The organism is Geomonas silvestris (assembly GCF_014193515.1).
GTDB classification, from domain to species: Bacteria; Desulfobacterota; Desulfuromonadia; order Geobacterales; family Geobacteraceae; genus Geomonas; species Geomonas silvestris.
The window spans coordinates 586,517-603,221 of the sequence record NZ_BLXX01000001.1 but is presented as its reverse complement, the minus strand read 5'-3'; the positions used below and the strand labels follow the sequence as shown (position 1 = coordinate 603,221).

Here is a 16,705-nt window from a genome sequence, read left to right as displayed (position 1 = left end):
GTACGGCAACTGTAATGAACGGCTGAATGTGTATTTCAATAGGACCAAAGGAGCGACCGGCGAGCATGGAAGATTTAAAGAGCATCATCCGCAACATCCCCGACTTCCCCAAAAAAGGGATCCTTTTCAAGGACATCACGACACTTTTGGCTGATGCCAAATCCTTCCAGCGCATGGTCGACCTCTTGTCGCACCGCTACATCGGCGAGAAGATCGACAAGGTAGTAGGCGTCGAGGCGCGCGGCTTCATCATCGGCGCCGCCCTCGCGTACAAGCTTGGTGCCGGCATCGTCCTGGTGAGAAAGCCCGGCAAGCTCCCCTCCGAGACCTTCAAGAAGACCTACGACCTCGAGTACGGCACCGACACCCTCGAGATCCACACCGACGCCATCAAGAAGGGCGAGCGGATCCTGATTGCCGACGACCTTTTGGCGACCGGTGGGACCATGGGCGCCGTGGTCGACATGGTGAAAGAGTTAGGCGGAGAGATCGTCGACTGCTGCTTCATGGCCGAGCTCGAGTTCCTGGAAGGGAAGAAGAAGCTGCCCGAAGGTAAATGCTTCTCGTTGCTCAAGTTTTAAGAAAATTTCTTGCAAAACCCGGGCGGTTAGGATATAAAGATCGTCTGTTTTGTCCCCGTAGCTCAGCAGGATAGAGCACTTCCCTCCTAAGGAAGGGGTCGGACGTTCGAATCGTCTCGGGGACGCCAAAAGAATCAAGCACTTAGCTGGAATTAGCTAAGTGCTTTTTTGTATTTTGTGGACCATAGGGTCAATATAGGGTCAGTCGTTGATGGATCGATGGAATTCGTGGAAGGGTGCATCTACCACCGCCAATCCTCACGTTATGCTCCCGAAGGCAAGTCCGCTTTACATTGCTCTGACCTTCCGGCTATCATCTGGAAATCACCACCATAGTCTGGAGCCGAATCGACATGTGCGGACGATTCACCTTTGACATCCCCCCTGAACTCCTCGTCGGGATCTTCGGACTTGCCGAGGCTCCGGTCACCACTCCCCGCTTCAATATTGCCCCGACCCAGATTGTCCCAGTCATCCGCCAGTATGCAGACGGCCAGAACCACCTCGACCACCTCCGATGGGGTTTGATCCCGTCGTGGGCGCAGGATGTATCCATCGGCAGTAAAATGATCAATGCTCGATCTGAAACCGTTACCGAGAAACCTGCATTCAAGAGGGCTGTCCGGTATCGGCGTTGTGTTGTACCTAGCTCGGGATTTTACGAATGGTTGACGGAGGGGAAGGTGAAGACGCCATGGTACATCCGGCTCAAGGACGGATCACCCATGGTGTTCGCAGGACTGTGGGAGACGTGGAAATCGCCGGAAGGGGACGTAGAGTCGTTCACCATACTCACAACCGCCGCAAATGGGCTTGTTGAGCCACTACATGGTCGGATGCCGGTCATGCTGTCTGGTGATGGGTTATTGACGTGGCTGGACCGGAATACGACGAATCCTGCTGGTCTGGTACATCTGTTCAAGCCGTATCCGGTGGATCTCATGGAGATGTGGCCGGTGTCGTCGATGGTTAATAATGTCAGGAACGATTCGGCGGAGTTGGTGGTGTCGCTCCGTGGTGATCCGACTCTTGAAATTGGACGGGACATGGCATCACGGAGAGGCAAGCACTATGGCATTGATTGATCAGAAAAACCCGCACGACAACTGGTTCGAGGCTCTCGGGCTGTGGAATCGGCTTGCCAACTGGAGTCACTATCGAACCTCGGAGCTTGAGTTCAAGCACCAACTCAAATCCATGTTGATATATCTGTGGAACGAGAAGGATTGGCTGGTTGCGCAGTACCCTTCAAGGAAGGTAGAGATCGAGAATAACATCAGCGAGTCGAATCACCTAAGCATTGTTGGCGATTTGGCCAACACCGTCAAACACCGTCGTCTGTCAAGAAAGGCTAGGTCAGATGCAGCACAGACCGATTTCTTCGGGAGGGTCACAGTAAACCGAGGGCAGGAGCGTCGATTGTATTTCATCCTCCTCGGAAACGGTCAGTGTGAGGAGATCATGTCAATCCTTCGCAAGGCACTTGATGAACTGACGGAGCTTAGGCACTTACTGATGTCCGATGTAAAAGATGTGGATCAAGGGTAGGATCACGCATACGTCGTTCCTGTCGGAGCCCCGGCGACGATCCCCTGCTTGTTTTCCTCGGCGGTTTCCACCAATTTCTTCATTTCAGCGAGAAAATTCTCCCCGTCATCAAGCTCTCGGCGGAAATGCCTGTGACGTTTCGGCTTTGTCGAGGTCATAAGTTTTCGCTTGGTATCCCGGAAAATGAGCCGGTATATTGCCGCTTCTTGTTTTGTTTCCTTCCATACCTCAGCAGAATCACCTTGGGAGTAGGTTGCCACTGTAAGTGGATCCCGCGAAACAATGCTTGTTTTCTTAGAGAAGACTATGTAGTTCTCCGCAATCGGAAGCGGAGGAGGGCAAACACTCAATGAGTGTGCAGCCTGCGCAATCACACTGTCTCGATAATTGCGAGCCAGCTCATTCTTTTTACAAATTCTCCTGACCCAGTCGTCATGCCATTCTTTAGGATGAAGAGCAGGTTCGTAGTGCTCCCATCCTTGATCTGTTTTTCTTATAAGCAAATTCAAATATTTGCGAAAGATTGTTGGCGTTTTATCACGGCCGGCATCCTCTTTTGTGGTTTCTGCCCATATATCCGTCTGGGATATTACGCATTCAGCTTCCAAAGCTGCTACAAATTTATATTCCCCCCTTCCTTCTGAGAAAAAAGCTACAATATCACCGGGGTTGAGCCTGCCACGAACATCTGGACGACACACGCCCCATGTAATGGGACCTGCGAATTTAGAGGCTGAGAAGAAAGAGGGGTCATCCCCACCATCATAAGGGAACTCCCTTCTGGAAAGACTGGCGTGGAACTCGCCTACGGGCGATGTCTGCTCTAACTTTTCCGGCTGTTTGACTGATCGGTTGAGGTATGTGACGGCATAAAGCGACCGTTTTTGGATAGCCTTTTTTGCCATGAGAAGCGTCTCCAGTCCGCATAATGTCAGAAATGCTCAAGCCTAGTCAGTACCTACAGTTACGCTTTCAGTCGTGCTTTGTGCGATCCGCTACGCGTAGGGAAATCCGTACGGTTTGCTACCTTATAAATGATGTCTGTTTTGGTCACGACTGCCACCCTCCGAGATGAAACGAACTGATCTGGTCGGTGATTTGACTGGGGAATTTAATAATCAGCGTATGATGCCATCTCGCTCTTCTGGTCCAATACGGAGATCCCCATACTCCCAGCATTCATGACCTCAGCAAATGCACTGACGTAAGGAAGAGACTTCGCGGGAGCAGTTACTTTTTCACCTCGTGCTTTTGCAGCCTCAAGCACACGAACCGTCTCTTGTAGGGTTTCCTCCAATAGCTTTGGCATCGCCTCTTGCCAATGCTTGAGATGTTTTAGCAATCGAGATGGTGTGCGCACGTCTTGTGCTGCTACAAACCTGATCAATCTACTCCAGTCCTCCGGCGTCAAACGGGAATCGGAAATCGCCTTCTGGATCGGTTCCTCTGCGGTGACTCGAAATCATTATCTAGCCACCTTTCTATTTCATCGTTCTCCTGACCGGCTGCAATGCGGGTATAAAGGTGGGCATGGTAGGCAATCCCCTTTGTGGAGTGTTCTTGCCACACAGGGACCCTTTCGTGCGGGGCAAGTATGCGATAAGTCCATACCTGATTGGAAGATGACCCCCAGCTTTTGAGATAAAGGCGTGGCACGTAGTGGTTGTCGCGGTGGAAGTCTTAACGATCTTTGGCTGCCATTATAGAACCCGTGAGCAGGTGACAAAATGGAATTTGTAGGGGGATCGTACAGCTTCCTTTGAGGAAAATCAATTGCATTATAGCGGGTTAGGCAAGGGGAGGACGATCCATTTACTGCGATACCATACAAGGTTTCTCTCGGGGGTGATAGCGATATGATTATGAAACCATTTCAATCTTGACTCGTTTATGATAGCTTCTAACGGTACTTTTTCCATTCGGAGTGACCCAAGTGAACCTTGTCGTAATTTTTGTTATCCTTATCCTCCTCGCGGGATTGATGGCAGCGTTAAAAGCCAAAGCGCCAAAAAACGGCTCGCTTCCCTTTGACAGCAGGGAAACCTTATTCTCTCCAGCCGAGCGGTCATTCCTCGGGGTGCTCGAACAGGCTCTGGCCAACAACTACCGGGTCTTTGGAAAGGTCCGTCTCGGCGATCTCGTCAAACCGGCGAAGGGGTTGTCCAACAGTAGGCGTGCCAGCGCCTTGAACAAGGTGAACCAGAAGCACGTTGACTTTGTGGTATGTTCTGCCACCGACCTTGCTGTCCTCGGAGTGGTGGAACTGGATGACCAGTCCCATGGACGGGAAGATCGAGCCGAGAGGGATGTCTTTGTTGATCATGCCTTGAACCGTGCGGGGATTCCGATTGCTCGATTCTCCGCAAAGAAGGGATACCAGATTCAGGAGGTAAGGGACAAGCTGGTCGAGACGTTTAAGTTGGCCGCGAACGCACCCACAACCACGCAACCCAAAAATCAGGAATCTGCTCCATCGCAACCGGCGTCAATCAGCGAGGCGAAACCGACACTGGCAGTCGCGCAGTCAGAAGCCACTCAGATGCCGATGTGCGAAAAATGTGGTGCGACCATGGTCAAGCGGCAAGCCAAGAGTGGGCCACATGCTGGTAAGTTCTTCTGGGCATGTTCGACATTCCCGAAGTGTCGTCAGGCGGTGGCCATATCGGAAGGGTGAAATCCTGCACGTTTGTCCTGAGCCAACAAAATTATGTGAGAGGTAGATGCAATGGAAATGTTGCATTCATCTGAGATTCAAGGACTGTCAATCGCTGAACGGTACTTCTCCTTAGCGCATGGTTTCCTCGAAGGCAGTAGGGTCCTGTGCGACGCGTTACTCCAAGACGCATATTCACCGCGATACGATAGCACTCGGGTGATTCTTCACCTTTGCCGTCATGCCGTTGAGCTGTTTCTCAAAGGAGCAATTTCCCTAGCAACGAATAGTCAGCCACCCAAGACCCACCATCTCGCCAAACTCGTTTCAATGTACGAAAAAGTCCTCCCGGCCCCTCGGTTTCGTTTCGTAGTGCCTTTCGGTATTGAAGCGGTCGGATCACCGGGCCAGCATTTCCCCGAAATTGTTGACCGCCATCACAAGACTCTCGACCAACGATACCGCTATCCGACAGACCAGAACGGAAAACAATTTTCTGATCCAGAAGGGTTCATTCCTCTTATGTTCCTGTCCGATCTTGAGGACTTGTCTAATGCATTCAAGCAGGTTGAGTTGCACCTCAAAGAGACCTCAGAGTGTCCTCAGGGAGAAATGGTGAACTGGAAAGACCTTGTAGGTGTTCTGCAACGGCAGGTGCCTTCCGGCAGTGTAACGACATACTCCGAAGTTAGCATGTGGGCGTATGGAGTACCGAATAGGAATCAACCGGTGCGCTCGCTGCTGGTCGGTGCACGTAACCATGGTTACAAGATGCTGACGAACCGTGTGGTGGGTGCCGATGGTAAGTTCGCCGAACTGCCCGACGGAACTGATCAGCAGCGAAACCAGCTTCTGAACGAGGGGATCTCGTTTGATGAAAAAGGTCGAGTCGATCTCGCTGTGAGTCCACCCGTAATTCTCACAAACAGATTCGTCACATGATCGGTGATTCTTTTCAGGTGCGCCAAGGAGGTCTCTAATGCCAGATCAACTACTGGAGTGGATACCATGTACTACCCTAAGCAAGCTGGTCAAAGATGGTCAACCTGTCGCTCAAGATTTTAAGTGGTGTGCTGGTTCGGAGGGGACGATTCATATTAAGTGCAAGCTAACCACCCAATCGTTCAGTCGAGAGGACTACCAAGCCGTGATCTCCCATGTATCGTCTCATCGAGACGGAGTGCCACTTGGGGCGCGACACAATGGCTCAGTCCCAATGCACAGTGTTGGTGCACTGATGGAGATCAGAAGAGGCACCCAGAGCATCAGAGGTTGGTGTTCACATCTTGCGGCAATCGCGGTGCAACGAAATGAGATCGGATTCGCTGATCTGGGACGTGGTACCGGTCGTGGTATACGCCTATATCCCAAGAAGTAGAGACTCTGGGACGTTCAACTTCACCAAGGCTGCCGGAATAAACGCTGAGAACCTGTTGGTGACTATAGCGCAACGGATCGCTCGGGACCCGAAATCCCCCCGGCACATCCCAGATCCCATCATTCGGGGAGTGAACTTTACCCCGGAGATCAATGGCGCTGACCGCCTCGGTCGATTTCCTCAGCTTCGAGCATAGTTGACGGCATTCCTGCCAAGGGAAAGAAACAGAATTAGAGGTCTGATCGCAATGCCATTTCCAAATAGTGTACGTGAAGAATCTCTGGTTAAATCACACCGACGGTGTTGCGTCTGCCATGAATTTGCTGGCCGGAGTGCCAATGTTCACCATATCAATCAAGAAGCAGATGGCGGAGCCAATGTCTTGGAGAACTCCATCGCTTTGTGTCTCCGGTGCCATGCTGAAGCAGGTCACTATAATCCCAGACACCCCATGGGTACAAAATACTCACCAAGCGAGCTGAGACTGCACCGGGATCAATGGTGGGATCATTGCCCCAAAACCCCAGAGGAACCAATCGGTTGTGGACTTGAGATCAGCTACAAGCGAGATCCTTCAAGCGACGGGGACCTCCATACCTATTGGCTGCTCATCAGCTTCACAAATACATCAATGACTAAGCAGACCGGCTTTACTTTGGACCTTTTCTTTCCCCCGAAGATTCCCATTATTCAAACTGGCAGCGAACAGCCAGTAGATTTTTTGGAAGATGGAGCAAGGTGCCAGAAGGTCGTTGCCAAGTCTGATGAAACGATATATAGGGACCAGACCATCCAACTTGTCGGCAAAGATCTCCGTTCAGTTCGATACCAGATGAACCACGAACTGTACGACGAACCAAGGGCTAGTACTTGGCGAATGCTATTCAATCTCTATATGGGTGATCTTCCGGTTGTCCGGGAACAACGGGACTGGATCGATATGCACTGTTTCTGAGAACGCGAATAACAACTACGGTGCGAGTAGGAGACATTGTGCCAGATAAAGACCGAGAACGATATTGCCTTTCCCAACTCCGAAAATGCCTGTCCGCTATTCCGGCAGTCGAGCCGTTCGAGCCGGAGCCACCTGACTTTCTTTTTCGAACCGACGATGGAAATCTGGGAATCGAACTGACATCGTTCTTTTACCCTCCTGATCCGAGCGAACAGCCCCAGCAACAGCTCCAAAGCCTTCGAAAGTACATCACCAAAAAAGCTGAGGAGTTTCATGCCGAGGCCGGTGGTCCAGCACTATACGTTTCGGTCTACTTCAACGACCATTACCAGCTAAGGAATAAGGATGTAGCTCGCATCGCTGGCCAGCTTGCAAACTCCGTACTTGCTGCCTCGGTGCCGAGAGTCCTTCAAGCTCAAAACGTCTACCTCAGCAGCAGCATGGAGCTACCACCAGAGATAATTGATGTCCGGGTAAATGGCAGCGTAGATGGCACGGATCGGCTTTGGTATGCAACCTCCTCTGGTTGGGTCGCTCCCATCAGCCCTGATCATGTCCAGTTGGAAATCAATCGAAAACTGCCTAAGGCAGTTGCAGCAAGAAAGCTCTGCGATGAATTCTGGTTGGTCATTGTGAACGATGCATTCGAAAAAGGAGCACCAGCCGAGCTTACCGACGCTGCACGAACGCACACTTACACCCACACCTTTGACCGCCTTCTGTGGCTAGAACCTCACATACCACGGGTTCTTGATCTCAGGTGCAGCCCAGACCTAGCCCCCTGAAGGTTACCCCGCCTCCACACACCCCAGCTCCCATGTGAACTCTTTGGTATTGAGCGCCAACACGTAACTGCTTGCCCCGTCACCGCGAAGTTAATGATTTTTCCGGCCCCTTCATGGTGCGGCCAGATCGAGCAGATCTGCTTGACGAAGATTCGGTCACAGCTTGACCTGCCGATCTCCTCAAACCAGACGGGTTTGAGTCTGCCGGATTCGATCACCAGTGCAACTCGGATGGGCATCGGGGATAGTTTTGTCTGCACGCAGGTTGCCATGAATTGGAAGTTATCAAATGACAATCAAGGCAAGTCAAGGGGAAATCGCGGTCCGAGTCGGTGTTTCTATGCGGTAATTCAACTTGCGTTTCGAACCATACAAGTGTAAACCCGTTAACAATAGGACAAGAGGCCTGTGCCGAAGTTGCTGTAACACCCCGACCATAGAAAGGTATCCTGAGGTGTGAGGAAATGGTTGAGCCAACCGAAGAAGATATCGAGTTTTTCCCGCCGGTCAAGCAGGTTTACCTCGTCAGGAAGGCCATTCGGTATACCAACAAGGTTAGGCTGTACGATATAGGGCCACTGAGGGGGACGCCCCTGTAATCCTGTAATTCTGTTCTTGCTGTTGGCGGTGTCTTACTGGTCAAGATAAAGTTTTCTGGCAACCGCGAGTGCCTGGCCACGTTGTGCCGCACGAACGACCGCCGCTGCCGTTATGCCAACTGATTTGCTTACTGCTTCCGCCGTCATTCCGAGTTCAGATGGGGGCCCGGGGCCTTCCGAGGGGGACGCCCCTGTAATCCTGTAATTCTTGTTTAATTCAGTTCTTGCTGTTGGCGGTGTCTTACTGGTCAAGATAAAGTTTTCTGGAAGCCGCGAGTGCCTGGCCACGTTGTGCCGCACGAACGACCGCCGCTGCCGTTATGCCAACTGATTTGCTTACAGCTTCAGCTGTCATTCCGAGTTCAGATGTGGCCCAATGACACAAAAGGCTTCTGCCCATAACAGTAACTGGTTTCTTCCCTCCTCTCCAAATCTCGTCGACCTTGATTCCCAGAACTTCAGCCACCTTTTGCGCCAAAGTATCAATATTCATTCCTTTGCTGCGCAGACGTTCGGTCTTTTCCAACTGCTCGCTTGCAAGCCCTAGTACCTGTTCGACGAAGTCACTGTCTCCGAGAATCCGCTCATCACTTTTCAAATGTTCGCCGTATTTGCTCGCCAATCTGACCTGTTCCCAGCCACCTGCGCTGCGCAGGAGCCCTCCGCCTATCAGGTCTGGTCGATTGCCTAACATCAGGCCATCTGCCACGTATGCGACATACCGCTGCTGAGCCAGTCCTAGGTCTTCCGTGAACCTCGCCAATACTTCCATTATTTCTTGCCAGGACGTAGTGCACTTGCCAAGGAGGGCGCGGTGGCCGGAATAGCGATAAGTCTCCAGGTCCGTTAGCGTGTTCACCAGCCCAGCACGAAATGGATTCAGGTGGATATAGCGAACCAGTTCCAGCAGGTACGGTTCGGTCTGGCAAAAGATCGACTTGTAGCGGTTTTGAAAGAGGTGGCCGTGACGGTCATGCCGGTGGTTGAAATGGATGGCATATCCGGTGAGTAATCGCTCCATTACTGTGGCAATGGGGGTGGTACCTGTGCGTAGAAGAAGATGAAAGTGATTCGGAATTAGGGCCCAGGCAAAGCATCGGGTGTGGGTCATGAGAAGAAGCTGGCCGAGACGCTCAAGAAAATCATCCCGGTCCTGATCATCGAGGAATATTTGTTTTCGCTCGATCCCTCTACAGATGATGTGATGCAGAGCGCCTGGCGCGTCTATGCGGGATTGACGTGGCATGGGGGAAATGGTGCCACAGGGCCCCTCTTTTCGCAACTCCAGCGATCCCGGGAATTACAGTATTACAGGGGCGTCCCCCTTAGGGCCCCCGGCATTTTGCCCTGTTGAGCGCTCTCCCCAGCTACAGGACAAATTCCCGGTAGCTCCTTCCTGAAAACCCGATAATCACTTCGCTAAATTCTTAACGATATACGGACAGACACTCATTTATAACATTATTCTTATGGTTTAAAATGCGTGCTGACAAAAGTCCATACGCCGGACATGTGGCGTTAGCAATACGTAAGACCAATTAAGCTTGCCGACGTATTATCCATGTTAAAAGTGGTGGTCAGATAGCAATTAAACTGTATTTAAGCCCAAGTAAATAATTAATTAGTGTTTATTTTTTAGGTGAGGTGAATCGTATGTCTGTCGCTAACTATTGTCACAGGACAAACACACTGCACCGACGCTCGGTCACTGGTCACACTATCCTCGTCGCGTTTTGCCTCAGTCGGAAATGGACGGAAAAGACGCAGCCCAGCAGCTAATTGAGATAGACCCTTTTGCTAGATTGATTGTATCGAGCGGTTACTCGGATGACCCGGTCATAGCCAACCACATTAGTTTCGGATTTTGTTTGTCGTTACCAAAGCCTTACAGATTATCCGATCTGACTAAGGTACTAACTTCCTTGCAATCGTTGTTACCCTGTGCCTGTTTAATATCGTACTCATAGTCGGGCCACCTGGCCGGCGTGCCGGACAGGCACAAATTTCACACCTACAGTAGGGAGGGTGCGTATGCCAGCAATGATCCAACTGGAAAAGAGCAGGTTGTTGCACGCCGCGCCCAGGCTGATGCAAATCCTTCGGGTGTTAATCAAACATAAATTCCTGAGAGCCCTGCGGGGCAAGAACCATTGGCCACCACCTAACGAGGTGCGTGAAACATTTGAGGAGTTGGGGCTCACCTTTCTCAAGCTAGGACAGGTGCTAGCGATGCGCCGAGACCTGCTGTCGGATGCCTACATTGATGAGTTGGAGCAGTTGCATGACCAGTTACCGGCAATGGGGATAGATACGGTGCGTATGACCATTGAGACTGAACTGGGGATCGCACTAACTGAGGTATTCGCATCTTTTAGTGAAACACCGCTGGCGGCCGCAACTATCGCCCAGGTGCACGAGGCGACCCTGCTGGACGGGCGGCACGTTGCCGTTAAGATTCAACGACCAGGTCTTGAGAAGATCATTTCCACTGATATCGCGGCACTCACGTATCTGGTCAAAGTGGGTGAGACCCTTTTCCCTCACCTTCGTGCCTTAGACCTGCCGGTTTTGATTCGAGAATTTGCCAACAGCTTGAACAGTGAAACCGATTTCAGTCGCGAGGCCGATTCCATTAGGCTCGTCCGCACCGCAGTGGCGGAAATTCCCAATCTTTGGATCCCTGATGTTGTGGCAGGGTGTTCAGGCAAAACAATGCTCACGCTCGATTTTTGTGATTGCGAACGGATAGATTTTTACGTAAAGCGGCATCCAGAGACAACTTCAAGATTAATCAATACCTTAGTGAGAGTCATGCTGCAAACGATCTTCGAAAATGGATTATTCCATGCCGACCCACATCCCGGCAATGTACGGGTCCATATCGATGGTAAGCTCTCGATTCTTGATTTTGGTATGATTGGCGAACTTGACGAACAGATGCGCGAATCGCTGACCGATCTGCTTGCCGCTGTCGTGAAGGGTGATGCGCGTCAAGCCACAGACGCCTATCTCGGGCTGGCAATGGCAAGCGAGAGTGTCAACCGTGCTGCCCTCACGCTGGATATCAAGGCGGTGCTCTATGAAATTCACCGGAGCACTCTCTCGGACGTTTCCATCGGGGATGCCTTTGCCTTGCTACTGCGCGCCGGCTGCCGACACAGGGTCCATAACCCGGCCGATTTTTTTCATTTGACTAGAGCCTTCGTTATCATGGAGTCAATGATCCGCCAACTCGATCCGAATTTTGATTACATTGGAGCGTTTCACGAGCAGATTTCACGCCTCACCGCGCAGCGCTTCTCACTTGATGAGGTCAAGGAAAAGACCGGCAGGGTTGTACTCGACCTGGAACGTTTGATGATAGATGCTCCAGGTGATACAAGACGTATCTTGCGACGTCTTGCAGAGGGCAACCTTGGACGTGTGCACGCACCTGTTATGGAAAATCTTGGAGGCCGCGCCACCCGCTATCTCGGTCGTCTTCCCGTTGTCCTTAACACATCGGCTATTCTCGTCACCGGAGGCCTTATGATTACGGCTCCGAGGGACGTCGGGATGTGGCATCATTATACGGGAGAAGTAATGGTTACTGCGGGAATCATCAGCACAATCATCATTTCTCTCAAAGCACTGAGTCGTAACCGTGGACGTGGTTGATGTTGCCTGACCGTCAGGCCGTCAATGAACCAGGTTGAACCAAAAAGAGACGCAATATCCTGTTTGGGCAGGAGGGCACTATGGCTACCCACGAAGACAAGTACCGGTTCAATGCAGCTGACGACCTTCGCCTACTCGCAGAAAAGCGATTACGGGCCAAGGCGTCAAAAGGGCACCCCCGCGCCAACAAAGAGCTCCAGAGGCTCGTCCATGAGCTGGAAGTTCACCAAATTGAATTGGAACTGCAAAACGAGGAACTCGGCAAAGCACGGGTCAAGCTGGAGGCGGCGTTGGGAGCCTGTACAGACCTCTACGATTTCGCGCCCGTCGGGTATCTTACCCTCAACCGTGACGGTAAAATCATTTCCGTAAACCTTCTGGGCACACGGCTGCTACAGGTAGAGCGCTCGCGTTTGATCGGACGGCATCTGGAACATTTCGTTGCTGCAACTGATCGTGACAACTTCACCGCCTTCTTTAACAGGATCTTTACTTCTCAAGCCAAGGAGGCGTGCGAAGTGACACTCCAGAAGGGGGAGCCGCCGCTTGTCTTGCAAATCGAGGCCATGCCGGGCGTTTCGGGGCAAACCTGCCTCCTCGCCCTGATCGATATAACTGAGCGCAAACAACTCGAAATCGCCTTGCGAGAGAGCGAGGATCGGATGTACAAGCTGGCGAAGATGGCTGCCGATGCCATTGTAATGCTGGATGACAATGGGAGGGTTACCTTCGCCAATGCCGCGGCAGAAGTTATGTTTGGCTGTCCTGGCGGCGAGATTACCGGCGGGAATTTCCACACCCTTTTCCTTGCCGATCACATCAGGCCCATCGCAGAAAAGGGGTATTCCAGCTTTAGAAAGCAGGGTACCGGACCGTTACTTGGCCGGACCACAGAAGTCGTAGCACTTCGGAAGGACGGCTCGGAATTCCCGGTGGAGCTTTCCGTCTCGGCTTTGGATATCAAGGGGACCTGGCACTCCATCGCAATTATGCGAGATGTCACCGAACGCAAGTCGGTGCAAGAGAAGATCAACAAGGTCGTCAGGCAACAGCAGGCGATACTTGATAATATTCCCAACATAGCCTGGCTTAAAGATACGGAAGGAAGGTACGTGGCGGTAAACGAAGCGTTCAGTCGTACGGTGGGCCTGCATCCCCAAGAACTGGTCGGAAAGTACGATCATGAGATATATCCTCCGGAGCGAGCTGCGAAACATGCGAATGACACCAGAAATGTCATGTCCAGCAGTATGCGGACCTATTTCGAAGAATCCAATGTAGACCGGCAAGGAAATGTCCAGCATGTCGAGAAGATTGAAACACCCATCTTTAATGACAATGGAAAGGTAATAGGAGTTATCGGCATAACGCACGACATAACGAGCCGGAAGGAATTGGAACTCGATTTGCGCCACGATAGCACTCACGACACGCTAACTAGTCTCTATAATCGTGCGTTTTTCGAAGAAGAGCTGAAGAGGTTTTCCCATGGCAGAATGCTTCCCCTGAGTATCGTAATGGGGGATGTAAATGGGCTTAAAAGAGTCAATGACACCCAAGGGCATGCCGCAGGCGACGAATTAATTCGGTTGGCCGCGCGGATTATCCTGGAAGCATTTCGAGCTGAGGACATAGTCGCGCGTATCGGCGGAGACGAATTTGCGGTCCTCTTGCCGGGTGCGGGCAGGTTAGTCGCGGCAGAGGCTGTCGAGAGGATTATGAGCTGTCCTGAGATCATCACCGGCCAAGTGAGCATCGCTTTTGGCATTGCAACCGCGGAATCCAATGATCAGATTGCGGAAGCGTTACGGCTCAGCGACGAGAGGATGTATCAGCATAAAACCGAACTGAAGAGCCCGTAAATTATCCTGATTTGAGTCACAGCAGGATACTGGCTGCCGAGCGGTCCTGTAAATTGGCAGGGCGGATCGGTGCTGAATGGTGGCTTGTCAGATGTATACGTCACGGGGCACCCCGCAGGGGGATGCGGAAAACGGAAGGGCGCCCGATGCCCTGGCGGTTGCAGTGAGGCAGACTTCCCCTCTTGTCGCTTTCGCTTGACACAGGCGCCCTTGAGGGTCGCTTCAGGTTGTGCTAGATCACTTATCCCGGTTTAGGGGACTGGTAACTGCAATTGCCTGTCCACGTTGTGCCGCACGAACGAGCGCCGCTGCCGTTAAACGGTGGTGTCAGCGGGTTTTGTTCACGATTTTGATCCTATTTCTGCATTTTCTATCCAAGACCGGCGTCAGGGTTGAAATACGTAAAGGTTCTCGGCCCTCAATACCTCAATGAGACAATTGCTGAACCTTAGAAGTGTGGGACGGCCAACCCAACCTGTAAATTTTCCCGACAAAGGTGTCGATTTAGTTTACGTAATTTAATCAGTTTTCATACTTTTTGTGCCTTCTTCACGCTATACCCACAATTTAGTCTCTGGTGCGTATTTTGCAGAACTCGAATGAGTTTTACGGGGGTTCTCCGTAATAGCCCAAGAACTTCTGACGGGTATCATAGGAGGAAATAAATGAGAATGGACGCATTTTTTAATCTCCTCGCAAAGGCCTTTACGCTTATCCTTCTCATGCTGGCAATACATCCAACTACTTCATCTGCCTTGCAATATAACTATGACTATAGCTACAAGGGAGGGAACTTCGCTGAAATCAAGTGGTATGGTGAGCCGTGGGGCGATGATTGGATTAACACATCAGATTCTATCACAATCGAAATTAGATCCGAAGCGCCTCTGCCGAGTTCCCTTAACTACAACCAAATCCAGTCTGACGTGCACTTTTTTTCCATTAGAGGGGGGGCACTCAGGTACGAGACCGACCCTAGAGATAGTGTTGGAAGGGGCCCCTGGGGGTGGAGCATAACCCTCGACCCAATATCCGGGCTACCAATAAATTGGAATATACAGTTCGGTTCTAACTATACCATTTGGTCATCAAGCAACTTCGATTATGTATCTTGCCGTGGCGAGCATGGAGATGGATATATGGGGTGGGCTCAATCAGGTTCTTGGTCATTGGAAATCACGACAGACCCACCCGCCGTACCTGAGCCCTCGACTTTATTCCTCCTTGGCACTGGCCTTGTTGGCCTCATCTTTATCCGGAGGCGGGGTTTTCCCCGGGGACACACTACCTATTAAGCCTTGACACATTAGATGCTCGTCGTATCGTGAAGGTATGGCGCGCCTTTCTCGGGCCTGGTACCCAGACATCCTCACCACATCACGCAGCGTGGAGTCCGGTCGGTGGATGCCATGGTGGCTTTGCTTTCCTCGATGGGATTGGCACCACGTATGAGCCGCCGGCGGTTCCCGAACCGTCGACCTTCATCCTGCTCGGCGCGGGTCTGGGGGGCTTGGCCCTTTGGAGAAGGAAGCAGCGCAAGTAACCTGTCGGTTCCCTTTACACAAAACGGGGATGACAATGACGTCATCCCCGTTTTTTTTTTCAACTGCTCTATTTATTCATCCAGGTAGCACATTAAAGGTTCGCCGTATCGTGCGGGTAGGGCGGAAGGGCAGGGGAGACCTGCTCTCTACGTTGCCCTTCCCGCCCACGTCCCTGGCTAACACCAGTGCCATGTTAGGCACTTACGAGCCTAGTGGGCTAATGCAGCGTGTACTTGAGCATGGTTGCGAGCGTGGTGGTTTCGCGACCGATCAAGGTGCTTAAGGAACGGTCCTCGCTGTAGAGACCGCCCCGTGCAGCGCCGGCGTCGGAGTTGGCCAGGAGCTCGGCGAACGCCTCGGGGAGGCCGGCGCCCAAGAGGGCCCCTTTGTACTCCGCCTCGGGCAGGTTGACGTACGGGATCTGCCTTCCGGTCTGCCGGCTCAGTTCGGCGGCGAATTCGGCAAGGGAGTAGGACTCGTCGCCTGCCAACTCGTAGATCTTCCCCGCCTGGTCCGCTGCGGTCAAAACGACCGCGGCAGCTTCGGCGTAGTCGGCGCGGGCCGCCGAGGAGATCCTCCCCTCACCGACACTGCCGATGAACGCACCGTGCTGCAGGGCTGCAGGAACGCTCGCCAGGTAGTTCTCGGTGTACCAGCCGTTACGCAGTACCGCGAAGGGAACCCCCGAATTCTTCAGATACTGCTCGGTTGCCAGGTGCTCCCCGCCCAAGGCCAAGGGTGTGCTGTCCGCTCTGAGGAGGCTCGTGTAGACGAGCAGCTCGATGCCGGCCTTTTGCGCCGCGTCGATCACCGTCTTGTGCTGGGCTTCGCGCTGGCCGATCTCGTTCGAGGAGATCAGCAGCAGCTTCTTGGCCCCTGCCAGGACTTTTTCCCAGCTCTCGGGCTCGGTGTAGTCGGCTTGGCGCACCTGGACACCCCGTGCCGCAAGGTCCTTGGCCTTCTCCGGATTCCTGACGGCGGCAACGATCCGGTCTGCCGGAACTTTCTTCAGAAGCGATGCGATAACCAGGCGGCCCAGTTGGCCGGTTGCACCCGTAATGACAATCATGACGATCTCCCTTTTGTGAACGGTGTTGAGGTTTAGTGCCAAATGTCCAAGTAGTTCGTAGGCGAACTATATGG

At 52.3% G+C, this 16,705-nt stretch carries 16 protein-coding genes and 1 tRNA gene; 12 read left to right on the top strand and 5 right to left on the bottom strand.

Going from position 1 to position 16,705, the window contains the following annotated elements; genetic code table 11:
* Positions 1 to 65: 65 nt before the first annotated feature.
* The 4 genes from GMST_RS02545 (at position 66) to GMST_RS02530 (ending at position 2,129) form a co-directional block, all read left to right on the top strand.
* The gene (locus tag GMST_RS02545) at positions 66 to 581 is read left to right on the top strand and encodes an adenine phosphoribosyltransferase (protein ID WP_183353033.1); all 516 of its coding nucleotides are present in this window, start codon (positions 66 to 68) and stop codon (positions 579 to 581) included.
* Between the two features lie 51 nt (positions 582 to 632).
* A tRNA-Arg gene (locus GMST_RS02540) sits at positions 633 to 709 on the top strand.
* A gap of 225 nt (positions 710 to 934) precedes the next feature.
* Positions 935 to 1,666 carry an SOS response-associated peptidase gene (locus GMST_RS02535; protein WP_183353032.1) on the top strand — a complete coding sequence of 244 codons (732 nt, stop codon included), beginning with the start codon at positions 935 to 937 and terminating at the stop codon, positions 1,664 to 1,666.
* The gene (locus GMST_RS02530; RefSeq protein ID WP_183353030.1) at positions 1,653 to 2,129 is read left to right on the top strand and encodes a formyltetrahydrofolate deformylase; all 477 of its coding nucleotides are present in this window, start codon (positions 1,653 to 1,655) and stop codon (positions 2,127 to 2,129) included. Before GMST_RS02535 ends, GMST_RS02530 begins: the two co-directional genes overlap by 14 nt.
* A gap of 2 nt (positions 2,130 to 2,131) precedes the next feature.
* On the opposite strand, the gene GMST_RS02525 is transcribed toward GMST_RS02530, so the two are convergent.
* The 3 genes from GMST_RS02525 to GMST_RS22530 all read right to left on the bottom strand — a co-directional run bounded on the left by GMST_RS02525 (position 2,132) and on the right by GMST_RS22530 (position 3,785).
* Positions 2,132 to 3,034 carry a hypothetical protein gene (locus tag GMST_RS02525; protein ID WP_183353028.1) on the bottom strand — a complete coding sequence of 301 codons (903 nt, stop codon included), beginning with the start codon at positions 3,032 to 3,034 and terminating at the stop codon, positions 2,132 to 2,134.
* Positions 3,035 to 3,240: 206 nt separating this feature from the next.
* Positions 3,241 to 3,516 carry a hypothetical protein gene (locus GMST_RS02520; RefSeq protein WP_183353027.1) on the bottom strand — a complete coding sequence of 92 codons (276 nt, stop codon included), beginning with the start codon at positions 3,514 to 3,516 and terminating at the stop codon, positions 3,241 to 3,243.
* Positions 3,517 to 3,536: 20 nt separating this feature from the next.
* Positions 3,537 to 3,785 (bottom strand): DUF4238 domain-containing protein, encoded by a 249-nt coding sequence (locus GMST_RS22530; protein WP_183353026.1) that lies wholly within the window; start codon positions 3,783 to 3,785, stop codon positions 3,537 to 3,539.
* 277 nt (positions 3,786 to 4,062) lie between these two features.
* Here GMST_RS22530 and GMST_RS02510 point away from each other — a divergent pair, with 277 nt between their 5' ends.
* The 4 genes from GMST_RS02510 (at position 4,063) to GMST_RS02495 (ending at position 7,900) form a co-directional block, all read left to right on the top strand.
* On the top strand, positions 4,063 to 4,803 hold the full coding sequence (locus GMST_RS02510) for a DUF2726 domain-containing protein (protein WP_183353025.1): 741 nt from the start codon (positions 4,063 to 4,065) through the stop codon (positions 4,801 to 4,803).
* 51 nt (positions 4,804 to 4,854) lie between these two features.
* Entirely contained in the window at positions 4,855 to 5,724 is an 870-nt protein-coding gene (locus tag GMST_RS02505) for an MGMT family protein (RefSeq protein WP_183353023.1), read from the top strand.
* Positions 5,725 to 6,407: 683 nt separating this feature from the next.
* Positions 6,408 to 7,115 carry an HNH endonuclease gene (locus tag GMST_RS22525; protein WP_371873101.1) on the top strand — a complete coding sequence of 236 codons (708 nt, stop codon included), beginning with the start codon at positions 6,408 to 6,410 and terminating at the stop codon, positions 7,113 to 7,115.
* Positions 7,116 to 7,153: 38 nt separating this feature from the next.
* Positions 7,154 to 7,900, top strand: a complete 747-nt coding sequence (locus GMST_RS02495) for a hypothetical protein (RefSeq protein WP_183353021.1) — start codon at positions 7,154 to 7,156, stop codon at positions 7,898 to 7,900.
* Between the two features lie 840 nt (positions 7,901 to 8,740).
* Here the strand turns inward: GMST_RS02495 and GMST_RS02490 are convergent.
* Positions 8,741 to 9,745 (bottom strand): transposase, encoded by a 1,005-nt coding sequence (locus GMST_RS02490; RefSeq protein ID WP_183353020.1) that lies wholly within the window; start codon positions 9,743 to 9,745, stop codon positions 8,741 to 8,743.
* A 785-nt stretch (positions 9,746 to 10,530) separates the two neighbouring features.
* Between GMST_RS02490 and GMST_RS02485 the strand changes: the two genes are divergently transcribed.
* The 4 genes from GMST_RS02485 (at position 10,531) to GMST_RS22050 (ending at position 15,561) form a co-directional block, all read left to right on the top strand.
* Positions 10,531 to 12,156, top strand: a complete 1,626-nt coding sequence (locus tag GMST_RS02485) for an ABC1 kinase family protein (RefSeq protein ID WP_183353019.1) — start codon at positions 10,531 to 10,533, stop codon at positions 12,154 to 12,156.
* Positions 12,157 to 12,236: 80 nt separating this feature from the next.
* Positions 12,237 to 14,018, top strand: coding sequence for a sensor domain-containing diguanylate cyclase (locus GMST_RS02480; RefSeq protein ID WP_183353018.1), 1,782 nt, complete (start codon positions 12,237 to 12,239; stop codon positions 14,016 to 14,018).
* Between the two features lie 665 nt (positions 14,019 to 14,683).
* The gene (locus GMST_RS02475; protein WP_183353017.1) at positions 14,684 to 15,313 is read left to right on the top strand and encodes a PEP-CTERM sorting domain-containing protein; all 630 of its coding nucleotides are present in this window, start codon (positions 14,684 to 14,686) and stop codon (positions 15,311 to 15,313) included.
* A gap of 29 nt (positions 15,314 to 15,342) precedes the next feature.
* Positions 15,343 to 15,561, top strand: a complete 219-nt coding sequence (locus tag GMST_RS22050; RefSeq protein ID WP_246399166.1) for a PEP-CTERM sorting domain-containing protein — start codon at positions 15,343 to 15,345, stop codon at positions 15,559 to 15,561.
* Between the two features lie 218 nt (positions 15,562 to 15,779).
* Here the strand turns inward: GMST_RS22050 and GMST_RS02465 are convergent, their stop codons facing one another.
* The gene (locus GMST_RS02465) at positions 15,780 to 16,631 is read right to left on the bottom strand and encodes an SDR family oxidoreductase (RefSeq protein WP_183353016.1); all 852 of its coding nucleotides are present in this window, start codon (positions 16,629 to 16,631) and stop codon (positions 15,780 to 15,782) included.
* Positions 16,632 to 16,705: the final 74 nt, after the last annotated feature.

Excerpts from the sequence above, each read along its gene's own strand:
- GMST_RS02545 (WP_183353033.1), top strand. The coding sequence starts at position 66 with ATGGAAGATTTAAAGAGCATCATCCGCAACATCCCCGACTTCCCCAAA.
- GMST_RS02535 (WP_183353032.1), top strand. The coding sequence starts at position 935 with ATGTGCGGACGATTCACCTTTGACATCCCCCCTGAACTCCTCGTCGGG.
- GMST_RS02530 (WP_183353030.1), top strand. The coding sequence starts at position 1,653 with ATGGCATTGATTGATCAGAAAAACCCGCACGACAACTGGTTCGAGGCT.
- GMST_RS02525 (WP_183353028.1), bottom strand. The coding sequence starts at position 3,034 with ATGGCAAAAAAGGCTATCCAAAAACGGTCGCTTTATGCCGTCACATAC.
- GMST_RS02505 (WP_183353023.1), top strand. The coding sequence starts at position 4,855 with ATGGAAATGTTGCATTCATCTGAGATTCAAGGACTGTCAATCGCTGAA.
- GMST_RS22525 (WP_371873101.1), top strand. The coding sequence starts at position 6,408 with ATGCCATTTCCAAATAGTGTACGTGAAGAATCTCTGGTTAAATCACAC.
- GMST_RS02490 (WP_183353020.1), bottom strand. The coding sequence starts at position 9,745 with ATGCCACGTCAATCCCGCATAGACGCGCCAGGCGCTCTGCATCACATC.
- GMST_RS02485 (WP_183353019.1), top strand. The coding sequence starts at position 10,531 with ATGCCAGCAATGATCCAACTGGAAAAGAGCAGGTTGTTGCACGCCGCG.
- GMST_RS02480 (WP_183353018.1), top strand. The coding sequence starts at position 12,237 with ATGGCTACCCACGAAGACAAGTACCGGTTCAATGCAGCTGACGACCTT.
- GMST_RS02475 (WP_183353017.1), top strand. The coding sequence starts at position 14,684 with ATGAGAATGGACGCATTTTTTAATCTCCTCGCAAAGGCCTTTACGCTT.
- GMST_RS02465 (WP_183353016.1), bottom strand. The coding sequence starts at position 16,631 with ATGATTGTCATTACGGGTGCAACCGGCCAACTGGGCCGCCTGGTTATC.